This window comes from Proteiniphilum sp. (genome assembly GCF_040307845.1).
Lineage (GTDB): Bacteria > Bacteroidota > Bacteroidia > Bacteroidales > Dysgonomonadaceae > Proteiniphilum.
The window spans coordinates 103,660-125,942 of the sequence record NZ_JAWRIS010000016.1 but is presented as its reverse complement, the minus strand read 5'-3'; the positions used below and the strand labels follow the sequence as shown (position 1 = coordinate 125,942).

At 43.2% G+C, this 22,283-nt stretch carries 22 protein-coding genes; 7 read left to right on the top strand and 15 right to left on the bottom strand.

Annotated features, from left to right (window positions below; all coding sequences use genetic code 11):
- Nucleotides 1-32: 32 nt before the first annotated feature.
- From ABV001_RS03735 to ABV001_RS03725, 3 genes are all read right to left on the bottom strand, one after another.
- Nucleotides 33-1,520 carry an alpha-L-fucosidase gene (locus tag ABV001_RS03735; protein ID WP_502929835.1) on the bottom strand — a complete coding sequence of 496 codons (1,488 nt, stop codon included), beginning with the start codon at nucleotides 1,518-1,520 and terminating at the stop codon, nucleotides 33-35.
- 174 nt (nucleotides 1,521-1,694) lie between these two features.
- On the bottom strand, nucleotides 1,695-1,931 hold the full coding sequence (locus ABV001_RS03730) for a hypothetical protein (RefSeq protein ID WP_323423287.1): 237 nt from the start codon (nucleotides 1,929-1,931) through the stop codon (nucleotides 1,695-1,697).
- 166 nt (nucleotides 1,932-2,097) lie between these two features.
- Nucleotides 2,098-3,756, bottom strand: coding sequence for an AMP-binding protein (locus ABV001_RS03725; protein WP_352421582.1), 1,659 nt, complete (start codon nucleotides 3,754-3,756; stop codon nucleotides 2,098-2,100).
- A gap of 195 nt (nucleotides 3,757-3,951) precedes the next feature.
- Here ABV001_RS03725 and mtaB point away from each other — a divergent pair, with 195 nt between their 5' ends.
- The 3 genes from mtaB to ABV001_RS03710 all read left to right on the top strand — a co-directional run bounded on the left by mtaB (nucleotide 3,952) and on the right by ABV001_RS03710 (nucleotide 7,368).
- Nucleotides 3,952-5,265, top strand: coding sequence for a tRNA (N(6)-L-threonylcarbamoyladenosine(37)-C(2))-methylthiotransferase MtaB (gene mtaB / locus ABV001_RS03720; RefSeq protein WP_352421581.1), 1,314 nt, complete (start codon nucleotides 3,952-3,954; stop codon nucleotides 5,263-5,265).
- A complete protein-coding gene (locus ABV001_RS03715) occupies nucleotides 5,265-6,164 on the top strand; it encodes a lysophospholipid acyltransferase family protein (protein ID WP_352421580.1) in 900 nt (299 codons plus the stop codon). Before mtaB ends, ABV001_RS03715 begins: the two co-directional genes overlap by 1 nt.
- A 169-nt stretch (nucleotides 6,165-6,333) precedes the next feature.
- On the top strand, nucleotides 6,334-7,368 hold the full coding sequence (locus ABV001_RS03710; RefSeq protein ID WP_352421579.1) for a glycosyltransferase family 2 protein: 1,035 nt from the start codon (nucleotides 6,334-6,336) through the stop codon (nucleotides 7,366-7,368).
- A gap of 78 nt (nucleotides 7,369-7,446) precedes the next feature.
- Here the strand turns inward: ABV001_RS03710 and porT are convergent, their stop codons facing one another.
- On the bottom strand, nucleotides 7,447-8,151 hold the full coding sequence (gene porT, locus ABV001_RS03705; protein WP_352421578.1) for a type IX secretion/gliding motility protein PorT/SprT: 705 nt from the start codon (nucleotides 8,149-8,151) through the stop codon (nucleotides 7,447-7,449).
- A 211-nt stretch (nucleotides 8,152-8,362) separates the two neighbouring features.
- Here porT and fdxA point away from each other — a divergent pair, with 211 nt between their 5' ends.
- Nucleotides 8,363-8,530: a 4Fe-4S ferredoxin gene (gene fdxA / locus ABV001_RS03700; RefSeq protein WP_323423281.1), complete on the top strand. Its 168-nt coding sequence runs from the start codon at nucleotides 8,363-8,365 to the stop codon at nucleotides 8,528-8,530.
- A gap of 79 nt (nucleotides 8,531-8,609) precedes the next feature.
- Here fdxA and gap read toward each other — a convergent pair whose 3' ends face one another.
- The 11 genes from gap to ABV001_RS03645 all read right to left on the bottom strand — a co-directional run bounded on the left by gap (nucleotide 8,610) and on the right by ABV001_RS03645 (nucleotide 19,987).
- Entirely contained in the window at nucleotides 8,610-9,614 is a 1,005-nt protein-coding gene (gap, locus tag ABV001_RS03695; RefSeq protein WP_352421577.1) for a type I glyceraldehyde-3-phosphate dehydrogenase, read from the bottom strand.
- A 255-nt stretch (nucleotides 9,615-9,869) separates the two neighbouring features.
- Nucleotides 9,870-10,607 (bottom strand): glycosyltransferase family 2 protein, encoded by a 738-nt coding sequence (locus ABV001_RS03690; protein ID WP_352421576.1) that lies wholly within the window; start codon nucleotides 10,605-10,607, stop codon nucleotides 9,870-9,872.
- A gap of 110 nt (nucleotides 10,608-10,717) precedes the next feature.
- Nucleotides 10,718-11,818, bottom strand: coding sequence for an MBL fold metallo-hydrolase (locus ABV001_RS03685; RefSeq protein ID WP_352421575.1), 1,101 nt, complete (start codon nucleotides 11,816-11,818; stop codon nucleotides 10,718-10,720).
- Between the two features lie 137 nt (nucleotides 11,819-11,955).
- Complete coding sequence (locus tag ABV001_RS03680) at nucleotides 11,956-12,627, bottom strand: AAA family ATPase (protein ID WP_502929836.1); 672 nt, start codon at nucleotides 12,625-12,627, stop codon at nucleotides 11,956-11,958.
- Between the two features lie 300 nt (nucleotides 12,628-12,927).
- Nucleotides 12,928-13,875, bottom strand: a complete 948-nt coding sequence (locus ABV001_RS03675) for an aldo/keto reductase (protein WP_352421573.1) — start codon at nucleotides 13,873-13,875, stop codon at nucleotides 12,928-12,930.
- A gap of 86 nt (nucleotides 13,876-13,961) precedes the next feature.
- On the bottom strand, nucleotides 13,962-14,705 hold the full coding sequence (locus ABV001_RS03670; RefSeq protein ID WP_352421572.1) for a dienelactone hydrolase family protein: 744 nt from the start codon (nucleotides 14,703-14,705) through the stop codon (nucleotides 13,962-13,964).
- Nucleotides 14,706-14,749: 44 nt separating this feature from the next.
- The gene (locus tag ABV001_RS03665) at nucleotides 14,750-15,160 is read right to left on the bottom strand and encodes a DUF6157 family protein (protein WP_352421571.1); all 411 of its coding nucleotides are present in this window, start codon (nucleotides 15,158-15,160) and stop codon (nucleotides 14,750-14,752) included.
- A 192-nt stretch (nucleotides 15,161-15,352) separates the two neighbouring features.
- The gene (locus ABV001_RS03660) at nucleotides 15,353-15,931 is read right to left on the bottom strand and encodes a DUF1697 domain-containing protein (protein WP_352421570.1); all 579 of its coding nucleotides are present in this window, start codon (nucleotides 15,929-15,931) and stop codon (nucleotides 15,353-15,355) included.
- Between the two features lie 67 nt (nucleotides 15,932-15,998).
- On the bottom strand, nucleotides 15,999-16,457 hold the full coding sequence (locus ABV001_RS03655) for a methylglyoxal synthase (protein ID WP_323423271.1): 459 nt from the start codon (nucleotides 16,455-16,457) through the stop codon (nucleotides 15,999-16,001).
- Nucleotides 16,458-16,574: 117 nt separating this feature from the next.
- Nucleotides 16,575-18,326, bottom strand: a complete 1,752-nt coding sequence (locus ABV001_RS03650; protein WP_352421569.1) for a phospho-sugar mutase — start codon at nucleotides 18,324-18,326, stop codon at nucleotides 16,575-16,577.
- Between the two features lie 23 nt (nucleotides 18,327-18,349).
- Complete coding sequence (locus ABV001_RS03645) at nucleotides 18,350-19,987, bottom strand: dipeptidase (protein ID WP_352421568.1); 1,638 nt, start codon at nucleotides 19,985-19,987, stop codon at nucleotides 18,350-18,352.
- Nucleotides 19,988-20,196: 209 nt separating this feature from the next.
- On the opposite strand from ABV001_RS03645, the gene ABV001_RS03640 reads away from it, so the two are divergent.
- From ABV001_RS03640 to ABV001_RS03630, 3 genes are all read left to right on the top strand, one after another.
- A complete protein-coding gene (locus tag ABV001_RS03640; protein ID WP_352421567.1) occupies nucleotides 20,197-20,511 on the top strand; it encodes an FtsB family cell division protein in 315 nt (104 codons plus the stop codon).
- Nucleotides 20,512-20,618: 107 nt separating this feature from the next.
- Nucleotides 20,619-20,963 (top strand): hypothetical protein, encoded by a 345-nt coding sequence (locus ABV001_RS03635; RefSeq protein ID WP_352421566.1) that lies wholly within the window; start codon nucleotides 20,619-20,621, stop codon nucleotides 20,961-20,963.
- 31 nt (nucleotides 20,964-20,994) lie between these two features.
- Nucleotides 20,995-22,278 carry a sigma-54-dependent transcriptional regulator gene (locus tag ABV001_RS03630; RefSeq protein WP_352421565.1) on the top strand — a complete coding sequence of 428 codons (1,284 nt, stop codon included), beginning with the start codon at nucleotides 20,995-20,997 and terminating at the stop codon, nucleotides 22,276-22,278.
- Nucleotides 22,279-22,283 lie beyond the last annotated feature (5 nt).

The window sequence follows — 22,283 nt, the reverse complement described above, 5'->3', positions numbered from 1 at the left end:
TATCAATCTATTTCAATTTTCATCAATCTCATTCAATCTGATACCCTAGCATCGGGATGAGCATCCACATTCTCGTCCAGATGTGGAGCATGATAGGCCCCCACCTTGGAGATATTGGCGATATCCCGTGTCCCTGTAATAGTGATCCGTAGTTTTGGAACGACAACATCATCGAACCTGAGTAGTCGTTTATAGCCGATAGTAGTACCCCGGGCCAGTTCTATCCATTCGTTATTTATCCATCCCTCCACGATAAACTCTTCCACTCGTTGCCCTTTAAGGATGTCTTCCTGCAGCATCACCGTATTGATTGTTTCATCCGGTATCATATTGTATTCCCTGCTTTCTCCGGCCCGGGCTTTCCATTCCATATCGCCATTGGTGATTTTTTCGTTCTCAAAAGCCTGGGTGATATATCTGCCGAATTCTCTAAGGCGTTCTGTATCTGTTTCGTGCAGTCTGCCCCGCTTATCGGGAGGGATATTCAATAAAAGTACCGAGTTCATTCCGACGGACCGGAAGTAGATATCTACCAATTCCGGTAATGTTTTTACTGCTTGATCCTCTTCGGGGTGATAGAACCAGCCCGGCCGGATGGATACATCTACTTCGGAAGGATACCAGTGGATCGTTTTTGCTTCGGCGATAAGGTCGCGGCTACCTAAATCTTCTGCCGTGGGAGAGATACCCAACCGTATATTTTCATTAATGATGATGTCGCTGATGTCCGGCTGTAGGGGAGTGGTACTCCATTCTGTTTCCCTTCCTGATCCGTCTTCATTGCCCACCCAGCGCACATCATTACCCATAATAGCTTTTACCGCCCCGGGTTGGAGACTGTCAATCACCTGGTAGAAATGTAGCCAGTCATATCTTTGTACTTTACTATCATGTTCGTCGCCATGTGCACCGTCGAACCATACTTCGTGGATCTCACCGTAATTAGTAAGCAGTTCTGTTAATTGTTGTGCGAACACAGTATTATAGCGTTGATCGCCATAACTTTCGGCATTCCTGTCCCATGGTGAAAGATAAATGCCGAATTTCATGTTGTGACGGTCACATGCTTCCTTCACTTCTCTTACTACATCCCCCAGACCGTTTCTCCAGGGTGAGGAAGCAATGGAATGAGAGGTGGTTTTGGTCGGCCAAAGACAAAAACCATCGTGATGCTTCGCCGTGAGAATGATCATTTTAAACCCTGCTTCCTGTAGGGGGGAGATCCATTGTTCGGCATCGAAATCAGTGGGATTGAACAGTGCCGGATCTTCGGTGCCATCTCCCCGTTCTTTTCCGGTAAAGGTGTTCATGCCAAAATGAATAAACGCGGCCAGTTCCATACGCTGCCATTCATACTGGTCCCTTGTAGGAACGACGTATGCCGAGAGTTTGACTTTCTGGTCGGAAATAAGCAAATCGGGGAAAGTCAATTTCTTTTCGAAATAGGTATTGGCTCTCTGATTACACCCTGAGAGTGATATGAGAGATACCCACAAAGCGGTAAAAAGAATCTTTCTCATTGGCTGCTTTTGTTATAACTGTATTATATGGATAGGGCTGATTGCATATCCTCCTCGATTATTCTCCGTATCTTTCGGGAACCGACAAGCAAAGTTACTATTTTTGGCAGAATATCAAATAAGAAAGCCACCCTTTTGGGGTGGCCGCACTTCAATTTTAAGTTTACTCCCTGGTTACTTTACGGCAGGAGCAACTTCTTCAATCACCTGTTCCAGGGTATCGGCGGCGGCTGCTTCAGCTGCTTCGATGGCTGCACGGATGCTGTCAGCCTGAACTTTGGCAATGCTGTCTAATCTGGCTGCTTCAGCGATACTGTCTTGCGTTGCTTTTTCAGCATTTTTTTGAGCATTGTTGCAAGAAATGAAACCCAAAGTTGCGATAGTAGCAACTAATAAAATTACCTTTTTCATTTTTATTGGTTTTAAACGATAAATAATATGCTTTATCAAAAACGATACAAAATTATATCAAAAACATGTTCTATAACATGTTTCATCCAAAAATTATAGTTAAATAATATTAAACGATTGTCAGTCTTAATGATCTGAAACGGAGAGATAATTTTCTAACCGTTTTTCATTCATAAAGGAAGCGTTTAATGGTTTTCTTGGGGGTTTTTTCAAACTCTGTTTCCATCATTTCTATAACAGAGATTCTTTCGTACTGGGCTACGGATTGATTGAGTATTTCCCTATTCCCTTCCATGATTTCTTTGATTTTTTCATCCGGTATATTGTCCTCTTTAAGGGCGGGAATATCGGGATAGACGAATGCGACAAGTTTTGTATTGCGCATTACGACTAAACTTTCAGCGATATAGGGGAGGTTGTTCAGTCGCGATTCAATTTCTTCGGGATAAATATTCTGTCCGTTGGATGAGAGAATCATGGTTTTGATCCTTCCTTTGATAAAAAGCCGCCTTCCCCTCATGATACCCTGGTCGCCGGTCTTGAGCCAGCCGTCGGTGGTAAAAGCGGCTGCTGTCGCTTCGGGATTCTTGTAATAGCCTTTCATCACATTTTCTCCCCTGACCTGAATTTCACCCGGTACATTTTCAGGATCGGACGAATCAATACGTGCTTCCATGATCTCGTCCAATACCGAACCGCAAGATGTGGGTACGAAATCGTAATGGTGATCGTAAGAAATAAGCGGGGCGCATTCCGTCATGCCATAACCTACGGTGAAAGGAAACTTTATCTTATGGAAGAAAGCTTCTACCTCAGTATTGAGAGCCGCACCGCCGATGATCACTTCCCTGAATTTTCCTCCCAATGCCTTTATCAGCGATCTCTTTATTGTTTGCTGTATGAGCTTATTGACAACGGGTGTTTTCAAGAGCATTTTCATGGCCGGTTTCTCTATAACCGGCAGGATCCGTTTCTTGTATATCTTTTCAAAGACAAGAGGTACCGTGATGATAAGGTGCGGCTTCACTTCTTCCAGGGCAACCATAAGATTCTGGGGAGTAGGGGGGATACCCAGCAACGTGGTGTGGACACCCGTAGAAAGTGCATAGAGAAAATCGAATGCACAACCATATACATGTGCCAAGGGTAAAAATGCCAGAATGCGCTCGCCGGTAAAGAGTAGCTTCAGTTTATGGGCATAAGTGACATTCCCTGCAAAATTGTTTCCGGTAATCATTACTCCTTTGCTAAATCCGGTAGTGCCGGAAGTGTAATTAAGACATGCTACTTCTTCGTTGCTTACGTCCGCATAACGGATATCCCCGCGTGAGAAACCGTTCGAGTAGGTATGGTGAAAAAGTTCTTCGAGTTTGGCAACTTTTTCAGCGCTTTTTTCAGCGCTGTTTTTATCATTGTCTTTTAGTAGAGAGAAAGTGGACAATTCGAATACCGGCATCTTTAGATTATCCTTGTCGATGGATTTCCAGATAGCTTCGCTGACAAATACCAGCTTTGAATCGGAATGACCGATGATATGTACGATACTCTCCCCATTGAATTCATGAAGGATGGGGACAATAACGGCTCCGTATGTGACGGTAGCCATAAAAACAATGGACCAGGAGGTGTGGTTCTTGCCAATTAGCGAGATTTTGTCACCTTTTTCAATTCCTAATTCCGAAAACAGAAGGTGAAGCCTGGCAATCTCATGGGCGAGTTGCCCATACGTATATGAATTGCCGTCTTTGTAGTCGGTCAGCGCAGGCAAATCCCAGTTTTTTCTAAAACTCTCTTCGTATATTTTAATGAAGTTTTGCTCAATCATGATTGCACATTATTGCAAAATATGTGCAAAAGTAATCGCTAAAATTGTATTATCAAAGAAAAAAAGGCTGTAAATTAGCCGTAAAGTTGTAATTTTGTCGTTTCATTTATTCATAGTATAATTTATTGTCATTCGGACTGTACCTGTAGGGGATTGTTTTTCGGGTAGAAATACAGTAACAATGGCAAATCAGATATGATTGATAGAACTATTTTTCAAAATAAGACAGCAGCCTATTATACGCTTGGTTGCAAATTGAACTTTGCGGAGACATCTGCTATTGGAAGACAGTTATTGAATTCCGGTGTCCGTCGTGCCCGGAAGGGACAGGAAGCCGATATTTGCGTGATCAATACTTGTTCCGTTACCGAGTTGGCTGATAAGAAAGGGCGTCAGGCCATCAGGAAGGCGATTCAGGAAAACCCGTCGGCGTTTGTGGTGGTCACAGGGTGCTACGCCCAGTTGAAGCCGGAAGATGTAGCCGGTATTGAGGGGGTCGACTTAGTATTGGGAGCTGAGCAAAAGCTCGATGTGGTGAAATATCTCGATGATCTGACAAAAAAAGAGAAGGGAGAAGTCGTCACCTCAAAGACACACCGTATCCGCTCGTTCGTTCCTTCTGTTTCGGCAGACGACCGTACCCGTTACTTTTTGAAAGTACAGGATGGATGTGACTATTTCTGCTCCTTTTGTACTATTCCCTTTGCGAGGGGCAGAAGCCGTAACGGGTCGATTGCCGACCTGGTAAGACAGGCCGAGCAGGTTGTAGAGGAGGGTGGCAAGGAGATCGTCCTCACCGGCGTAAATATCGGCGATTTCGGTCATACCACCCAAGAGACTTTTCTGGATCTGATTACAGCACTGGACAGGGTGGAAGGAGTGGAACGTTACCGTATCTCATCCATTGAACCGAACTTACTGTCGGATGAGATTATTGATTTCGTAGCCGGATCGAATCGTTTTGCACCTCATTTTCACATGCCGTTGCAGTCGGGAAGCGATGCCGTACTGAAGTTGATGAAACGTCGGTATGACACAGCGTTGTTCCGGCACAAAGTAGAAAAGATCAGACAGATCCTTCCCCATGCTTTTATCGGAGTAGACGTGATTGTAGGTGTGCGGGGGGAGACCGATGATTATTTTGCCGAGGGAGAAGAATTTATCCGCTCCATCGATTTCTCGCAACTGCATGTGTTTACTTATTCCGAACGTCCAGGTACGGCAGCCCTACATATCGATTATGCGGTGGATCCGAAGACGAAACATAGGCGCAGTAAAACATTGCTTGATCTTTCGGACGAACGCTTGCGGGATTTTTATCTCTCACAACAGGGAAGCCGGAAAAAGGTGTTGTTCGAACACACAAAACGGGGAAAGAAAATGCATGGATTCACCGAAAATTATCTGAAATTATATGCCGATTACGATGCATCACTTGTGAACAAGGTCATTGAGGTGGAAGTAAGTGCGTATGACGAGGACGAAATGGCAATGAAAGCGGTTATTTAATGGAAGACGAAGGAAGTAAAAAGGGGATCGGAGTTACACTGTTGTATGCGGTGACCTATTTGCATGCACTGCTACCGTTCAGGGTGCTCTACATCCTTTCCGATATCCTCTACCTGTTTGCGTATTACGTGATAAGGTACAGGAGGAAAATCGTAAGGAAAAATCTGCAAAATGCTTTTCCGGAGAAATCTATAAAGAGTATAGGAGAAATTGAGAGAAAATTCTATCATCATCTTTGTGACTACTATGTTGAGACTATAAAGACACTTCGTGTTAGTGATGAGGAGACACGGAAGCGGATGAAGTTCGAAAATCCGGAGATGATCGACCAATTGATTTCTAGCGGTAAATCCTGTATAATGAGCCTCGGCCATTACTGCAACTGGGAATGGGTTACTTCTATTGGGCTGACTGTAAAGACAGATGCCGAATTGGGATTTGTCTACAAGAAACTGCACTCCGACGCATTCAATCACCTTTTCCTGAAAACGAGAAGTCACTTCGGTGCTGTACCCATTGATATGCAAAATGTTATCCGGCAGATGATACGCAATCAGAATGAAGGAAAAGTAATGGTTGTCGGTTTCCTTACCGATCAACGGCCAAAATCCCGTCAGGAAAAGTACTGGACCACCTTCATGAATCAGCAGACGCCCATGCAGACCGGCATGGAGAAAATAGCCCGGAAACTGGGAAATTCCGTTGTTTATCTGGATATAAAGAAGGTCAAAAGAGGTCATTATACGGGCAAATTCTCTCTGATTACGCCTGACGCCAGTCAAGAGGCTGAAAACAGTATCATGGAGCGCTACGTGAGGAAACTGGAAGAGACCATCATAAGGGAACCGGCCTATTACTTGTGGTCGCATAACCGGTGGAAATTCAAGAAAGGTGGTTAAGTGGAAAAGTGGTTAAGTGGTCAGGTGCCTAAGTGCCTAAGTGGAAGGGGGTCTCGAGTTAGTGAGGGCAAAGTAAGTTTACTTACATTTGCCGAGCGATAGCAGATTGCGCGAAGCGAAAGGTATGATAAGTAGTAATTTGTAATTTGTAATTTATAATTGGTAATTTTTGAAAACATCAGTAGTCATATTGAATTGGAACGGAAGGAAATTGTTGGAGCAGTTTCTTCCTTCAGTACTGCATCATTCATCGAATGAAGAGTGTGAAGTGGTTGTAGCTGACAATAATTCAAGTGATGACTCATTGGAATTCCTCCGGACCCACTATCCCGATTTGCCGGTGATTGTGCTGGATAAGAATTATGGCTTTGCCGAGGGATATAATAAGGCATTGCAACAATTGAATACGGAATACATCGTACTGCTTAACTCCGATGTAGAGACTACGCCGGATTGGGTAAAGCCCCTGGTATCTTATATGGATAAGCATCCCGAAGTAGCGGCAGTACAGCCGAAAATACGTGCATACAAACAGAAAGACCGGTTTGAGTATGCCGGTGCGTCGGGCGGATTTATCGATCGTTACGGCTACCCCTTTTGTAGAGGGAGGATACTGGAGGTGGTGGAAGAAGATCGGGGCCAGTATGATACCGAGATACCCGTTTTCTGGGCGACAGGAGCATGCCTTTGTATCAGAAAGAAAGAGTATGCTGAAGCGGGAGGGTTGGATGGTCGTTTCTTTGCGCATATGGAAGAAATAGATTTATGCTGGCGTTTGAATGCCCGGGGTAGGAAAATAATGTGTATTCCCTCATCGATAGTGTACCATGTGGGAGGAGCATCGCTGAATCAGGACAATCCTAAAAAGATGTACCTGAACTTCCGTAATAACCTGTTGATGATCTACAAAAATATACCTCGGCGGATATTTTATTCCACGTTTACCATACGGCTTTTCTTTGACATTCTTGCTTGTTTGCGCCTCCTGCTGAAAGGGAACTTTCATAGTGCAAGGGCCGTGATAGACGCTTATAGGGATTTCCTGAAGATGGGGCCTTCTTATAAACCAGTACGGCAAGAGAATTTACGGAAAATGAGTTGTGAAATTATTCCTGTACAATACCGGAAGAGCATTCTGATTGATTTCTATTTCAGGGGTAAAAAGACTTATGCGGCTGTGATGGGGAGTCGAAACCTGAAATAGTGGCCAACACTTGCCCGGTTTGTAGTGACGGAAATGACCGGATTGGCAGAAGTCCGAAGAGTGAAAGAGGTGATTGTGTCACTCAAAATGAAAACTGAGCGTGATCATCCGTTGAACGGCTTTCGACAGTGAACTGGCATATTTGCGCAGCCCATCATCTTTCAGGTCGTCCCTTTCCTTTTCCAGGATATCAGCCAACCCGAAACTGAACTTCAATTCCGGAGCCAGTTTAAAAAGCGGCAGATAAAAATCACATCCTACCCCAAACTCAATTCCTGCATCATAGGGTTTTAACAATACGGCCCGATTCCTAGTGGGAGCCAGTTCCAGGCTTGCATATCCACCCACCAGAACATACGGTCGAAAATTATTGATCCGGTCGGCCGAAATTTTCAGGTGTAATGGCAGTGAGATGTAGTTATTCCGAAGATGGGTAGTGAATTCTTCCCCTGATGATTGTTCCTTGAATACAAATTTTTTATCACCCAGATAAAGAGTAGGAATAGCCCGGAGATTCATGAACCTGTTGAGGTACATATCCCCGATGATGCCAACCGCAAAACCCGGCGAATAGTCAGGGATTTCAGAAAACCATACCTCTCCGTTTTCATTGACAAACCCTGATTGGGTTAGTATCAGGTCTTGCGTGTGTAACCCGACTGTGAATCCCAGATGAAATAAGCGTTGATCGGCATATGGACGGTGCTGCAACTTACGGTGCTGACCATGGAGATTCCCTGAAACCAGAATCAACAGAAGAAAATATATTGCTTTTTTTATCATGCGTTATTTAAACGTTTTTCTTTACTGGTTATTGTGTCTCAAATAGGTTATGAGGGTTATTTTATTAAAATAAAAAGCATAGGATGATAGTGGGAATTTATACAGAGTCTAAATAACGGACAATATCTTATACATCTTTTGTATTAGAAAAAAACTGATTATCTTTGTATCAATATAAATGAATTACAATAACTAATTTTTTACTATTATTATGGCTTACGTAATTGACGATACTTGCATTGCCTGTGGAACATGCATTGACGAATGTCCTGTTGAGGCTATATCGGAAGGCGATATTTATGTCATTGACCCGGAAGTATGTACCGACTGCGGTTCTTGCGCAGAAGTATGTCCCACAGAATCAATTCATCCGGAATAAGTATATTCCGGATATATTTGAACAAAAAAAGCGTCTCCGAATGGAGGCGCTTTTTCTATATAATAAGTACAGCGGTAAATTATCCGTTTACTTTTGCCATGTGGGCAATGAGGTCGAGTACTTTGTTAGAATAACCCCATTCATTGTCATACCAGCTGATTACCTTCACGAAAGTCGGGCTCAATTGGATACCTGCTTTTTCGTCGAAGATAGAAGTGCGTGCATCACCGATGAAGTCGCTCGATACCACATCTTCGTTGGTATATCCGAGAATCCCTTTCAGTTCGCCTTCAGAAGCTTCTTTCATGGCGGCGCAAATCTCCGCATAAGAAGTTTCTTTTGCCAGACGGGCGGTCAAGTCAACAACCGAAACGTTCAGGGTAGGAACGCGCATTGACATACCGGTCAGTTTGCCGTTCAATTCGGGAATAACCTTACCTACTGCTTTGGCAGCTCCGGTGGAAGAAGGGATGATGTTGGCTGATGCGGCGCGTCCACCTCTCCAGTCTTTTGCTGAAGGACCGTCTACCGTTTTTTGAGTAGCGGTTGTGGAGTGTACGGTAGTCATCAACGCTTCAAGGATGCCGAATTTATCGTTCAAAACTTTTGCGACAGGTGCCAGACAATTGGTAGTGCAGGAAGCGTTGGAAACGAACTGTTCACCTTTGGTGTAAGTATTTTCGTTTACCCCGCAAACATACATCCGGGTATCATCTTTAGAGGGACCTGACATCACTACATATTTAGCACCGGCATCAATATGACCTTGTGCTTTGTCTTTAGAAAGGAACAAACCGGTAGATTCCACTACGTATTCAGCGCCTACGGCATCCCATTTCAGGTCGGCCGGATTTCTTTCGGCAGATACCCGGACGGTGTTACCGTTTACCACTAAGTTACCGTCTTTCACGTCGACCGATCCGGTAAACTGACCATGGATCGTGTCGTATTTTAACATATATGCGATGTAATCAACATCGAGCAAGTCGTTGATACCCACAATCTGGATATCATTCCTGTTTTGTGCGGCACGGAAAACCAAACGTCCGATGCGGCCAAATCCGTTAATACCTACTTTAATCATAACTTTATTGAATTTTATTTGTTAAAAGAGTTCGTTGTAATTGTCGCTATTGTCATCTCTTTCGGCTTCATATCGGTTGTCATACCTGCTTTCAGTACATTTAACCTGATGAAGAACGTCCCTAAAAACCATCTTTTTAACAGGCTCACAAAAATAGCATATTTTTTCGGTTTGATAAAATTATTTGGGACAAAAAACTGAAAAATAGCCATCTCCGAGAAAAATGCCAACTCCAATATCGATACAATGAAATATTTACCCTAAATTGGTACTGCTAATTTGGTAGTTGATATAGCGCTTTTTCATCCATCGGTAAGCAAAGCAATCTATAAAAGGGCCGGTAAGCCGGTTCCAAAGGTGATATTTTGATTTTCCCGCTATCCGGGGATAGTGACGTACGGGAATTTGTTCTATTTTCCCGTTCTGCAACAGAATGAGCGCCGGAAGAAACCGGTGCATTCCTTTGAACATCGGCAGGCGTTTGGCATAGGTGGTGTGTAACACTTTTAAAGGACATCCGGTGTCGGATATGCCGTCACCGGTCATCATTCGTCGGTATCCGTTGGCAATTTTTGATTGGAGGTTTTTGAAAAATGAGTCTTTGCGGTCAGCGCGGATACCGGTTACTAATTTATATTCGGCCAAATGAGGAAGTAAAAGATTAAAATCGTCGGCATCGGTTTGCATATCAGCATCCATATAACCTGCAAATTCCGAAAAACAGTAATCGAATCCTGCTTTCAGGGCGGCACTCAATCCGCCATTTTTTTCTAAATCGAGATAGAAAAAATGGTTATTTCGTTCACAAACAGTATGGATCCGCTCTTTGCTGCCATCGGAGGAACCGTCATTCACAAACAGTACGCAAGCAGGGTATAATGACTCTGGTAAGAAATGTTGGAGTTTTTCTTCCAGCCGCCCAATATTCTCTATCTCATTATAAACCGGAACAATAATGGTAAAAGCAAATTGACTTGTTTCGTTTTTTTCCATTTCTGAATTGATAATCAACTTGAAAAGAAGGCAACATTTCAACTGATGGAGTCGACATCAAATGGAATAGCTTGTCTTCAGTAACAAAAGTAGCGAATATTATTCAGATTTCAATTAATCTCCTCCCACCATTTGCTGAAAACCTGTGCCGTATCGTTCAGGTAGGCAATCTCTCCGATTCTTGGCGTTAGCAAAGGTATATGATCTCCTTGCTCATTCAGTTCGGTAATAGTTTTCAGTGGCTCGTCCCAGGGATGTTGCGCTAATTTGAATTTTGAAGAATGGACGGGAAACAAACGTTTTGCTTTCAGGTCTTTTGCTGCTTGTAAACCCTCTTCGGGCATCAGGTGGATGGCATGCCAGGCTTCGTTATATTGTCCGTTTTCCAGAATTACCAGATCAAATCCATCGAATTCTTCTCCTATTTCAGCAAAATGGGTATCATAGCCGCCGTCGCCCCCGAGATATAATTTTAACTCTTTTGTCTGTAGAATAAATGCCAGCCAAAGAGTGGTGTTTCTTTTAAAACTTCTGCCTGAAAAGTGGCGTGCCGGCGCGGTATGCAAGGTGATATTGCTGGAGAGGGGCATATTTTCGTTCCAATCCATTTCAGTGATAATTGCCGGATCGAATTTCCAGTGTTCTAAATGTGCTCCCACACCCAAACCGCAGATGACATACTTGATCTTGGGTTTCAATTTTATAATTGTCGGATAATCCAGATGGTCGTAATGGTCGTGGGTAATAAGCAGATAGTCAATTTCCGGCATATCATCGGTCGAGTAGATATCGGTTCCTTTGAACGATTTGTTGGTATTGGGAACCGGTGAGGCATTGCCGCTAAAGACCGGATCGATCAGAAACCGTACTCCATCCACCTGTATAAAATAGGAGGAATGACCGAACCATACCAGTACATTTTCATCGATGGGAAGATTTTTCAAATCGGTCTTCACCGTTGGAATCTCATCCACAGGCTTTGTGCGTGGAAATTTCTTGAAAAGGATGGTGAGGAAAGTCTTCACAGGGAATCCACCGGTTGTGATGCCGGGCGTAGGGTGTACATTGCGGAACTGTCCATCCTTATAATTCGGGGATTGTGGCAATTTTTCCAGTCGTTCCCCGTCCGGTGCTTTTCCGAATTTGGGTGACTGCATATAGAAAAATGTTGTAATACCCAATAGCAATACAACACTTAGAAATATTGTCATTGTTCGTTTTATAAAGTTCATAAGTATATATCTATCTCCGGAATTTTTGATACCATTTTCTCTTTTTCAGTTTTTCCATTTCCTGTTTGCCGGTTTCTATAGTTGTTTCAAATAGAGTGATGATCGTCCTTAATTCTTTAATATCTTGCAGATGTTGACGGTTTAGTTTCTCTCCGTCGGTTCTTTCTTCGACTAGTAAAGCTTTCTCCGATTGCAATTGTTTTATTTTTTCTTCGAGTTTCTCCGCATTGTCGAGCGTCACTTTGACGGTATATCTTTTTCAATTCGATATAGACCGGTTGATTTTGTTCAATGACTTTAGAGCTAAAGAAAAAGGGTGATGAGTAATGGGGTTGTAGCAGCTCCCACTGTTCGAAGTCCGCAATGGGGGGCAACTGAAAAGTATCACCGATCAGTACGACTTGTACACCTCCAAAGGGTTCGCTTTCTCTCCTTCGAAAAACCCTGAGTAGCCTGTCCACAACGTCGAGGAGATCACATCGTACCATTGAAATCTCATCAATCACCAGCAATTCTAACGCCCTGATCGTTTCCATTTTCTCCTTGAAGTACTTGAAGTGATCAAAAATCGTACTTTTATCAGTATCGTTCTTGTCGGCTCTTGTACGTAGCCGCTTGTCGTTAGGGATATAGATACTTGGTTTTATCTGGAAAAAAGAATGGATAGTCTGCCCACCGGCGTTGACGGCGGCCACACCTGTCGGGGCCAGGATGGCGCTATTTTTCGTGGTCATCTCGCGAAGGTACTTCAGGAAGGTGGTTTTTCCCGTTCCCGCTTTCCCCGTCAGATAGACAAGTTTGTTTGAGTGTTGAACGAAATCAACCGCATAGTTGAACTCTTCGTTAGTCTCGTCTAATTCTATCCCTTCTATGATTGTAGCCATCTTTTTGGTTATTCCCGATCCACCATTTTTCCCGAATTGTTTCGATATATAGGATTGAAAATTATATCAATATCTGATCATAATTATACAAGTACCGGCTAATTTTTTAACCGATACTTGTATGGCAAAGGTAGGAAAAATTTATGATTTTTTCCTACCTTTAAAAATGATCTGTTCAAATAGGATGGTATGTGGAATTTGAATTTATCTGCTCGCTTTGTCCAACAGTGTCAGATCTTCTTTGTTCAGAATGAGTCTGGTCGCTGCGAATAATGTTTCTAACTGGTTTTGGCTGGTGGCGCTTGCAATGGGGGCGCCGATATGCGGTTGTGCCAAAAGCCATGCCAGGGCGACTGCCGCCTGAGAGGTGTTGTGTTTCGCGGATACTTTGTCCAGAGCCTCCAATACCGAAAATCCTTTCTCGTTCAGGTATTGTTTTGCGCCTGCGCCCCGGACACTCTTTCCGAAATCAGCCTCGGAGCGGTATTTGCCTGTGAGGAAACCTGCCGCCAAGGAGTAGTAGGGAAAGACGCTCAAATTATATTTCTCTACCAAAGGTGCATATTCAGTTTCATATTTTGGCCTTTCTACTAAGTTGTAGAGGGGTTGCAGGGCAACATATTTTGGGAAGCTATTCTTTTCTGCGGCATCAAAGGAGGTAACTAACCTTTCGGGAGAGACATTCGATGCTGCAATATAACGAACCTTTCCGGCCTTGATGATTTCGTCATAAGCGGACAATGTCTCCTCAACGGGCGTTTTTCCATCATCGAAATGGGTGTAATAGAGGTCGATATAATCAGTCTGAAGCCGTTGTAATGATTCATCCACAGACCGCAGGATATGTTTTTTGCCGATATCATAATCATGTTCTTTTGTATGCGAACCCACTTTGGTGGCGATTACCATATTCTTGCGGTTCCCTCTCGATCTCATCCATTTTCCGATAATGGTCTCCGACAATCCACCTGTGCCGTTTATCCACCAGGGGTAGGTATCGGCGGTATCGATGAAATTTCCACCCTGTGCAACGAATTGATCCAGGATTTCAAAAGATTCGTTTTCATCTAATGTCCATCCGAATACATTCCCGCCCAAGTTGATACGGGTTATCTCCAAGTCTGTGTGGTTGATCTTTACTTTTTTCATCATAAATACTTCTTTTCTGTTTTGCGTAAGATACTCAGGATATATTCTGACAAGCATTTTGGCTTACAATCATCTTCCCTATAATAGACTTACTTCAATATTTCTTCGAGGAACATCAGCAGATGGTTCCAGGCCCTTTTTGCCATTATTTCATTATAATCGTTCGATTCGGGATTGGTGAAAGTGTGCCCGCTATTGGCATAAGTGATAATCTGCCAATCGGCGTTACCTTCCCGCAGTTCTTTTGCAAGACTGTCATAATCTTCCTGTGAAACGCTCTTGTCCTCTGCCGGGTGTTGTATCAATACTTTTGTCTTTATCGGAATATTTGGCCGGGTTTTGTCCTTGTTCAATCCTCCGTGTATCGAGACGACTCCCTGTACCTCAAATCCTGCCCGCGCCGTTTCCAGTGCTCCCGTTCCGCCGAAACAATACCCTATGACGGCGATCTTGTCGGATGAAGCGCCTTGCCTTTTCAACTCATCTAACGCCAAAGCGATCCGGTGCTGATAGGCCTTATAATCACTTTTGTAGTAACTCGATAGTTTTGCGGCAGCGGCATTGTCTTCCGGGATATTTCCTTTGCCGTAAATGTCCGCGATAAAGACAATATAACCCTCTTTCTCCAATTCCAAAGCAGCAGTTCTGGCTTCCTTGTCAATACCTTGCCAGGCAGGAAGGATCAATACACCGGGCAATTGTCGGCCTGTATTGTCAGTCACCAATCCGTTTAACTCTTGTGCGCCGTCCATATAAGAAACGGTTTTCAGGGACTGAGCCGGACTTAGTTGTATTATGGCCATCAGTGATACTATAGTAATTAATTTGTTCATATCGGTCTGTTTGTTCGTTTGTAAGACTCTATTCTTTTATATCTTTATTTTCCTGATCTCATCGCTTTTATCTTCTTTACAGTTGTGTCGGATAAAAGCTGTTGATACGCCTCGGTCTCCATTCCGTAGAGCGCAATTTTACCTTTATCATTACTATGGATTCCAAAACCGTAACACTTTGTCAGTGGTGAAGTCCTGAGGCAGGGTTGTCCTTTCGAGAAGAACTGTTGTCTCGCCCGGGAATATTCATCTTCGGGGATATTATTCCTCTCTGCATGTACCTGAAACAGGATATCGTCAGAACTGTATTTATATGGGTTTCCATTAAGCAGTCCATATTGCATTTGGGCGACGGTCTTTTTCTCCTTAACCGGAGGTATTGTACCGTGGTCAACTTTTGTATCTTCTGCAACCTCAACCAATGTATCAAAATAATCTGTCGTATGGGTTTTCATATCCATTTACCGTTACAATCATCCTCTATAGAACAAAAAAAAGGATTGAATGTTTCATTCCTTTTCTATAAATAATATCAAAAGATTCGTATCCTTCTCCGTTGAACTATTTGTTCCTCATGTCTTTTAAAGACTCTTAGCGATACCTGGATTGCCATAGTGGCTCCCATATTGGAGGCCAGGTTTATTATTTCAATCGGGACTTGAAAATTGATAATTAGTGGTAATAGTGTTTTCCACGATCCTCAAAAGTTCACAGGTCGTTTTCCAGTTCCTTGTCGTGGCGGTGACTTTTAGTTTTGTTTCCAAAAAGTTGTTGTTTAACTTTGTCCTGCCGTATCCGTTGGGACAGTAAAGATAAACTGCATTATTAATAACCGATATATCTTCCCCGATGAACTTCTTTTCTTCTATGGTGTCGAGATCGTATTTATCAGGTATGGAAGAGAGAAATGTCACGTGCAAAAATGTTGGATCCTTATCGCTTTCTTTAGCAAATGGATTCTGATCTATTATCTGCTGTAATTTATCGACAGACAATACAATGACCGGTACTTGAAAGCCGAAATCTTTTTCGATTTGTCCTGAGATGATTTGTGCAAGTTTATTTGTGTCGACTTCTTTACCAGTAAATATTACATTCCCACTTTGTAAATAGGTGATTACATTCTGAAATCCCAGACTTTCGTAAGATTTCCGCAGCACATCCATTTTGATAAGCTTTTGCCCGCTTACGTTAATGCCTCTCAATATTGAAATATATGTTGTCATATCATCTTAACCTAACATCCCTCATTGGCTATTGTATGCCGATGAGGGATGTTTTTACTTAGTTGCTTCAGAGGTTCAACGTTTCTCTGTCGAATTTCTCATACCGGGGTGGTGATGGCATATAGTCATCATCATCCCACAGATTACTGGTGATCATCAGATCGGCGCTGTACCGGTTGCAGGCAATGGGAACATTATGTACCCGGCATTGACGGAGCAACATCATGATATCCGCTTCATGGGGTTGCGGATTGAGGTCGTCTATCAGAAAAACGGCCAGGTCTATCTCCTTACGGACCACCATAGCGGCAATTTCGGCATCACCTCCCATCGGTCCCGAATTCATGATAGTGAACGAAGGAAAGACTCCTTTATCATATAAAGCGTCCCGCACCAGTGTTCCGGTGGTACCGGTACAAACGAGGTGATGCTTCGACAAAAAGTCTGCATTAAACACCACCCATTCCACCATATCGGCTTTGCGGTGGTCATGTGCCACCAAAGCTATTGTTAGTTTTCGTTTCATTTTTTTTTAGAGTAAAAGAACAAAGAATAAAGAATAAAGAATAAAGAATAAAGAATAAAGAGTAAAGACTGATTTGAATATTATTCATATCATCACATCAGTAAATTATCGCATCAATTAAATCCCCAGCTCCTCTCGGATAGCGGCAATTTTATGATTTGCTGCTTCTTCCGCTTCTTCCAGTGCCTCTCTTGTCTTTGCCGTTCCACCTTTCACTTCGATATAGAATTTGATCTTTGGCTCCGTACCCGATGGACGGATAGAGAGTTTTGTTCCTTCTTCGGTGAAGTATTGGAGTACGTTGGATGTGGTTGGCATTTCGAGGGATATATGTTCGCCATGAAGATGGTCCACAGCCTCCAGTTTTGCGAAATCCTTCATGAGGGTAACGGGAGATCCGCCTAATGAAGTCAGGGGAGTCACCCGGAAGTTTTTCATCATCGTCTCTATCTCGTCGGCACCTTCCTTGCCTTTGCGTACGAGGGAGATACCCACCTCTTTGGAATATCCGTATTCTAAATAGATGTCTTGCAGCAGTTCATACATGGTCTTCCCGTTGTCGCGTGCCCAGGCCGCAATCTCAGCGAACAGGGTACAGGCCGATACGGAGTCTTTGTCGCGAACGAAGTCGCCGGCGAGAAAACCATAACTTTCTTCTCCACCGCCGATATAATTCTTTATTCCTTCGTTCTGGCGAATGATCTTGGCGATCCATTTGAAACCGGTGTAGCAGTCGAAAAGTTCAATTCCTCTTTTGTGGGCGATCTCTTTTACCAATTCTGTGGTGACAATGGTCTTTACTACGTATTCCTTACCGGTAAGCAGTTGCAGTTCATCCCTGCGGGTCATCAGGTAGTAGAGGCAAATCAGCATAGTCTGGTTACCGTTCACCAGGATAAAGTTCCCCTCTTTATCGCGGATTGCCGTACCGATACGGTCGGCGTCGGGATCAGATGCCATCACCAGGTCAGCTCCGGTCTCAATGGCTTTTTTGATCGCCAGGTCGAGTGCTGCCGGCTCTTCGGGATTGGGAGAGACCACAGTGGGGAAGTCTCCGCTTATCACATCCTGTTCAGGTACGGAGATAATATTGGTAAAACCTATCGCCCTCAAAGCATGCGGCACGAGTGTACTTCCGGCACCATGGATCGGTGTGTAAACAATCTTCAGGTCATTATGGCGGGCAATGGCCTCCGGAGAGAGCACCAGTTTCTTTACTTCTTCGATAAACGCCTTGTCCATATCCTTTCCGATGATCTCTATCAGCGCCTTGTTTCCCTCAAAACGAATATCATCTGCCGATTTGATACGGTTCACCTCCGCAATAATATTTTTATCGTGTGGGGCAAGCACCTGTGCTCCGTCGTCCCAATAGGCTTTATAGCCGTTGTATTCTTTGGGGTTGTGTGAAGCGGTGATCATGATTCCACTCTGGCATCCTAATCTCCTGATAGCGTAAGATACTTCGGGAGTAGGTCGGAGACTTTCAAAAAGATATACTTTGATACCATTGGCGCTGAAAATATCGGCGGATATTTCAGCAAATTTGCGGCTATTGTTGCGGCAGTCGTGACCGATCACTACCTTGATCTCGTCCAGGTCGGTAAACTCTTTCTTCAGATAATTCGAGAGCCCTTGTGTGGCAGAACCTACCGTATAGATATTCATCCGGTTGCTGCCGGCTCCCATGATGCCTCGTAGTCCGCCAGTGCCGAATTCAAGATCCTTATAAAATGCATCGATCAGTTTTGTTTTGTCGTCACTATCGAGCATCTGTTGTACCTCTCGTTTAGTTTCGGCATCATAATTTCCTTTAATCCAGGACATAGCCTTATCGGTAACCTGGGCTAATAATGTTTCTTCTTCCATGTTAAAACTGTCTTATTTATTGTTTATTCAATAGGATGTACTTTGTATTTATCGCCGGTCTGGTCGACGATCTTCTTGTAATATTCGTTTGAATATCCGGGGCGCAAAGGAGAAGTAGGTTCTCCATAAGGATTGCGTTTGAATTGGTCGTTCTCCTCTCTTTTGATGACACCGTCTACATATTTTACCATAAGGTATTCGCCCAGCTTTTTCCATTCTGCTACACCTTCTTTTACAAGGGTGTTCGTGTATTGGGTCAGATAATGAACAGCTTGTGAGGGAGATTGTTCACCAAGTCGGGCCGCTTCTTTTTCCACTTCAGGCTGTGAAGCCCTGAATTGATCTTCAAGCTTTGATTGTATTTTTTTCATGTCTACACTCATATCACTATAGCGGGTGTATACCATATTTGAGACCCAGTTATGAATCCAGAAAGCCGATGTCCATGAGAAAGTGAGCAGGTCACCGTTGCCTGGCGTCATTTCGTGGGGTGTTTCGGTGTGACCGCAATAGAACGGGTAATAGACCGTTTGTGCCGCATCATCGATACCGAACCATAGAATACCGCCTATCTCGTTGGGCAACCATGAACGCATCTGTGCCACGAAAGAGAAGGCGGTCTGTTGGGTAGCAATGGGACGTTCATTACAATACTCCACGGAATCGACCTCGAAAGAGAGCGGGCTCCAGCGGTAAGGAGAGTTGAAGGGGCCTGCGCCTACATCGAAGCGCCAGTCGAGTTCGGTTCCTTCATAGTGGTCACGCATCATCTCCTGGATATCCTGGGCGCTCAACTTCCTGTCGGGTTTGATGTAGAGTGGCATGGGTTCAGTGGTCTTGCCCTGTGCGTAGGTGATATATTGCGCCATATCTTTGTTCACTTTGTTGAAGAACGACCATACGCGTGCCTCACAATAGCGGAGTGCGCCAAAATCGAGAGGTGCATACGCTTGGGCAAAACTGAAATCGGCATCCTCACCATCGAAAAATCCTCTTTCGCGTGCGAATGAGATCACATCGGGCGAATAGATACAATTCTCAGGATCATTCAGTGGAAATTGCTGGATACGCGCCTGATTGGCATGGGCCGACACGCAATCGTCGGGAATACGTACCGCTACCCAGACAGCTCCTTTATTTCCGGCTCCTTTGCCTATCATCTCCATTACCCATACCTCATTGGGGTCAGCGATAGAAAACGACTCCCCTGAACTGTAATAGCCATGTTCCTTTACAAGGTTGGTCATCACGGTGATGGCCTCCCTGGCATTTTTAGCGCGTTGCAGGGTAATATAAATGAGACTTCCATAATCCATAATACCCGTAGAATCGGACAGTTCACCTCTTCCGCCAAAAGTAGTTTCGCCAATGGCTAACTGATGTTCATTCATATTGCCGATCACGTTATAAGTCCGCAGTACCTGGGGGATCTCTCCTAAATATTTACCCGAATCCCATTCATAGACTTTGAGCATCTCTCCCGGGTTGTATTGTTGGGCGGGCCAATGATACAACTCTCCATACAATGCGTAGGAATCAGCCGCATAAGATATCAGGGTGGATCCGTCTGTGGAAGCTTTCTTCCCCACCAGTAAATTTGTGCAGGGAAATGATTCAAAGATTATGAATAATAATGCGATTGTAACAATAATTTTCTTCATATTTTTTAACCCGATTGTATCTATTATTTTCTTAACTTGAGCGTAAAGGTACTTTATTTTGTTTAATTTTCCCAAAGGGTAGACATAGATATTGAAAAAAAGAAGCTATTTTTGCAATAAAAGTGGAAAGGTGGAAAAGTGGTTAGGTGCCTAAGTGGATAGCTGGATAAGTGTCTCGTTGCCTAAGAAAATTTTTAGTTTTTAGTTAAATGAATAGATATATAAAGAAATTCGGGTCGGGAAGAATTTTGGGGCTTAATGCCTACCAGATTGTGATTCTTCTTGTGTTGATCGCGATGCTCTTTTTCTTCAGTGACAGCAGTATCACCAAAAGAATGAAATATGAGGCCCAGATAAAAGACCTTGAAACCCAGATAGAATTTTATCGGAAACAGACAGAAATCGACCGGGAAAAGCTGAATGAACTTCAATCCAATAAGGAAGATCTGGAGAAGTTTGCAAGGGAAAATTATCTTATGAAAAAAGAAAATGAAGAGATTTTTATCATTAAAGAGAAGAAGTGAAAGGTGATTATGTTGAAATAATTGAAATAATTAAAAAAAGTGGTACATTTGTAAGATTATAATGGGGTTTTGGTTGATATTTCGCAAAAAAAATTAGCACATATACAATGCATCCTGTAAAAGATGTCATATTTCGGATTTCTGGTATTTTGATTTTATTATCAGCGGTATTGTATCTTTTTTTACCTGCTGTGGCACCGTGGGTAATGGCTTTGTCCGTGGCAGCTTTCTCTGTCATTACTTTTACGAATCCGTATCCGGGCAAGAGTATCCGCGGTAAAAGATTGTTCAATTTTCAGCTATTTTCATGCATATCGATGATTATCGCGACTTATCTGATGTTCAGGGAGCGGAACGAATGGGTATTGGCAATGATTGTCGGTGCAATATTCCTGCTTTATGCTTCCGTCATGATACCCCGTGAGCTGGAAAAAGAGAAAAATCAATTGTAGACTTCCGGTATGTTGCACCCAATATTCTATTATGGATACTATAAATAGAAACATACTTGTAATTGATGACAATCTGACTGTTTGTCTGATGCTGAAATCCTGGTTGATAAAAAAAGGTTTCAGTGTGGAAACTGCTGCCAGTGTTAAGGAGGCAAAGCAGAAGGTGAAGGAACAACCGTTTGATTTAATCCTGAGTGATATAAGAATGCCTGATGCCGACGGTTTCAGTTTTCTCTCCTGGGTGAAGAAATATGATTCGGATATACTTGTTATCATGATGACTGGCTACGCTGATATTGAGTCGGCGGTTGAATCCATGAAATCGGGTGCGGTGGATTATATTTCCAAACCGATCGAACCGCAACAACTCTTCAAAAAAATCGATGAAGCATTTACCCTTCAGGAACGCGTGTTGAAACAAAACCGGTTTTCTGATGATTTTATCAAATTTCCGGGCGAAGAATACAAGCAACTCTACCAACAGCTCGACCAGACTGCAGAAAATAACCAACACCGATTGATTATTGGAGATCGGGGGACGGGAAAATTATCCGCCGTAAAATATATCTACGAAAAAGGTACCCATTTATTGAAACCATTTGTAATTCTCGACCCCTACCGCACCTCGTCTAATGGAAATGATGATAAGTCTCTGTTTATGCAGAAATTTCATGAAGCAAAGGGAGGAGTCTTATGTATACGGCAAATAGCCTATCTCGACATTCGTCAGCAGAATGAGTTGTTAAACATCCTCACCAGACAAAAAAAAGACGATGATTTTACACAGGTGATCATGAGCACTGACGTGAGTAAGGATGAATTGCAGAATCGTCTTATTCCCAAACTTTATAACCTGGTGATACAGGATTGTATTATATTGCCTACCCTGAAAGGTAAGAAAGAGACAATTATCTTTCTTGCCGGTCATTTCCTTCAGTTTGCAAATACTACGCTTGATAAACAGATAGAGACCATTGATCCTGACATACAGGTGCAACTGACCAGCTATGCCTGGCCGGAAAATATACAGGAATTGAAAAACTGTATCATAAAAGCCGCCTTGCTCACCGAGGGGAAAACCATTCCCGGATCCATCGCCCCAAAGTTATTCGAGGACAAAACAAAGAGCGAAATCCGTACGCAGCTGTTGACACCGATCCAGGGTCTTCGTAAGGAGTATTACGAAAAAGAGAAGATTATGGAGGCGCTGGAGCTGGCCAAAGGTAATAAAACAATGGCTGCTTCTATCCTGAATATCGACAGGAAAACACTTTACAACAAGATTAAACTCTATAACGTGCTTACCAATAATTGAAAATC

What these genes read in the sequence shown, in the direction of transcription:
- ABV001_RS03655 (WP_323423271.1), bottom strand. Translation starts at nt 16,457, where the DNA reads ATGAAACGAAAACTAACAATAGCTTTGGTGGCACATGACCACCGCAAA.
- ABV001_RS03730 (WP_323423287.1), bottom strand. Translation starts at nt 1,931, where the DNA reads ATGAAAAAGGTAATTTTATTAGTTGCTACTATCGCAACTTTGGGTTTC.
- ABV001_RS03665 (WP_352421571.1), bottom strand. Translation starts at nt 15,160, where the DNA reads ATGAAAACCCATACGACAGATTATTTTGATACATTGGTTGAGGTTGCA.
- ABV001_RS03685 (WP_352421575.1), bottom strand. Translation starts at nt 11,818, where the DNA reads ATGACAATATTTCTAAGTGTTGTATTGCTATTGGGTATTACAACATTT.
- ABV001_RS03645 (WP_352421568.1), bottom strand. Translation starts at nt 19,987, where the DNA reads ATGAAGAAAATTATTGTTACAATCGCATTATTATTCATAATCTTTGAA.
- ABV001_RS03670 (WP_352421572.1), bottom strand. Translation starts at nt 14,705, where the DNA reads ATGAACAAATTAATTACTATAGTATCACTGATGGCCATAATACAACTA.
- ABV001_RS03690 (WP_352421576.1), bottom strand. Translation starts at nt 10,607, where the DNA reads ATGGAAAAAAACGAAACAAGTCAATTTGCTTTTACCATTATTGTTCCG.
- ABV001_RS03660 (WP_352421570.1), bottom strand. Translation starts at nt 15,931, where the DNA reads ATGACAACATATATTTCAATATTGAGAGGCATTAACGTAAGCGGGCAA.
- ABV001_RS03650 (WP_352421569.1), bottom strand. Translation starts at nt 18,326, where the DNA reads ATGGAAGAAGAAACATTATTAGCCCAGGTTACCGATAAGGCTATGTCC.
- ABV001_RS03640 (WP_352421567.1), top strand. Translation starts at nt 20,197, where the DNA reads ATGAATAGATATATAAAGAAATTCGGGTCGGGAAGAATTTTGGGGCTT.
- ABV001_RS03635 (WP_352421566.1), top strand. Translation starts at nt 20,619, where the DNA reads ATGCATCCTGTAAAAGATGTCATATTTCGGATTTCTGGTATTTTGATT.
- ABV001_RS03725 (WP_352421582.1), bottom strand. Translation starts at nt 3,756, where the DNA reads ATGATTGAGCAAAACTTCATTAAAATATACGAAGAGAGTTTTAGAAAA.
- ABV001_RS03735 (WP_502929835.1), bottom strand. Translation starts at nt 1,520, where the DNA reads ATGAGAAAGATTCTTTTTACCGCTTTGTGGGTATCTCTCATATCACTC.
- mtaB (WP_352421581.1), top strand. Translation starts at nt 3,952, where the DNA reads ATGATTGATAGAACTATTTTTCAAAATAAGACAGCAGCCTATTATACG.
- fdxA (WP_323423281.1), top strand. Translation starts at nt 8,363, where the DNA reads ATGGCTTACGTAATTGACGATACTTGCATTGCCTGTGGAACATGCATT.
- ABV001_RS03715 (WP_352421580.1), top strand. Translation starts at nt 5,265, where the DNA reads ATGGAAGACGAAGGAAGTAAAAAGGGGATCGGAGTTACACTGTTGTAT.
- ABV001_RS03630 (WP_352421565.1), top strand. Translation starts at nt 20,995, where the DNA reads ATGGATACTATAAATAGAAACATACTTGTAATTGATGACAATCTGACT.
- ABV001_RS03675 (WP_352421573.1), bottom strand. Translation starts at nt 13,875, where the DNA reads ATGATGAAAAAAGTAAAGATCAACCACACAGACTTGGAGATAACCCGT.
- gap (WP_352421577.1), bottom strand. Translation starts at nt 9,614, where the DNA reads ATGATTAAAGTAGGTATTAACGGATTTGGCCGCATCGGACGTTTGGTT.
- porT (WP_352421578.1), bottom strand. Translation starts at nt 8,151, where the DNA reads ATGATAAAAAAAGCAATATATTTTCTTCTGTTGATTCTGGTTTCAGGG.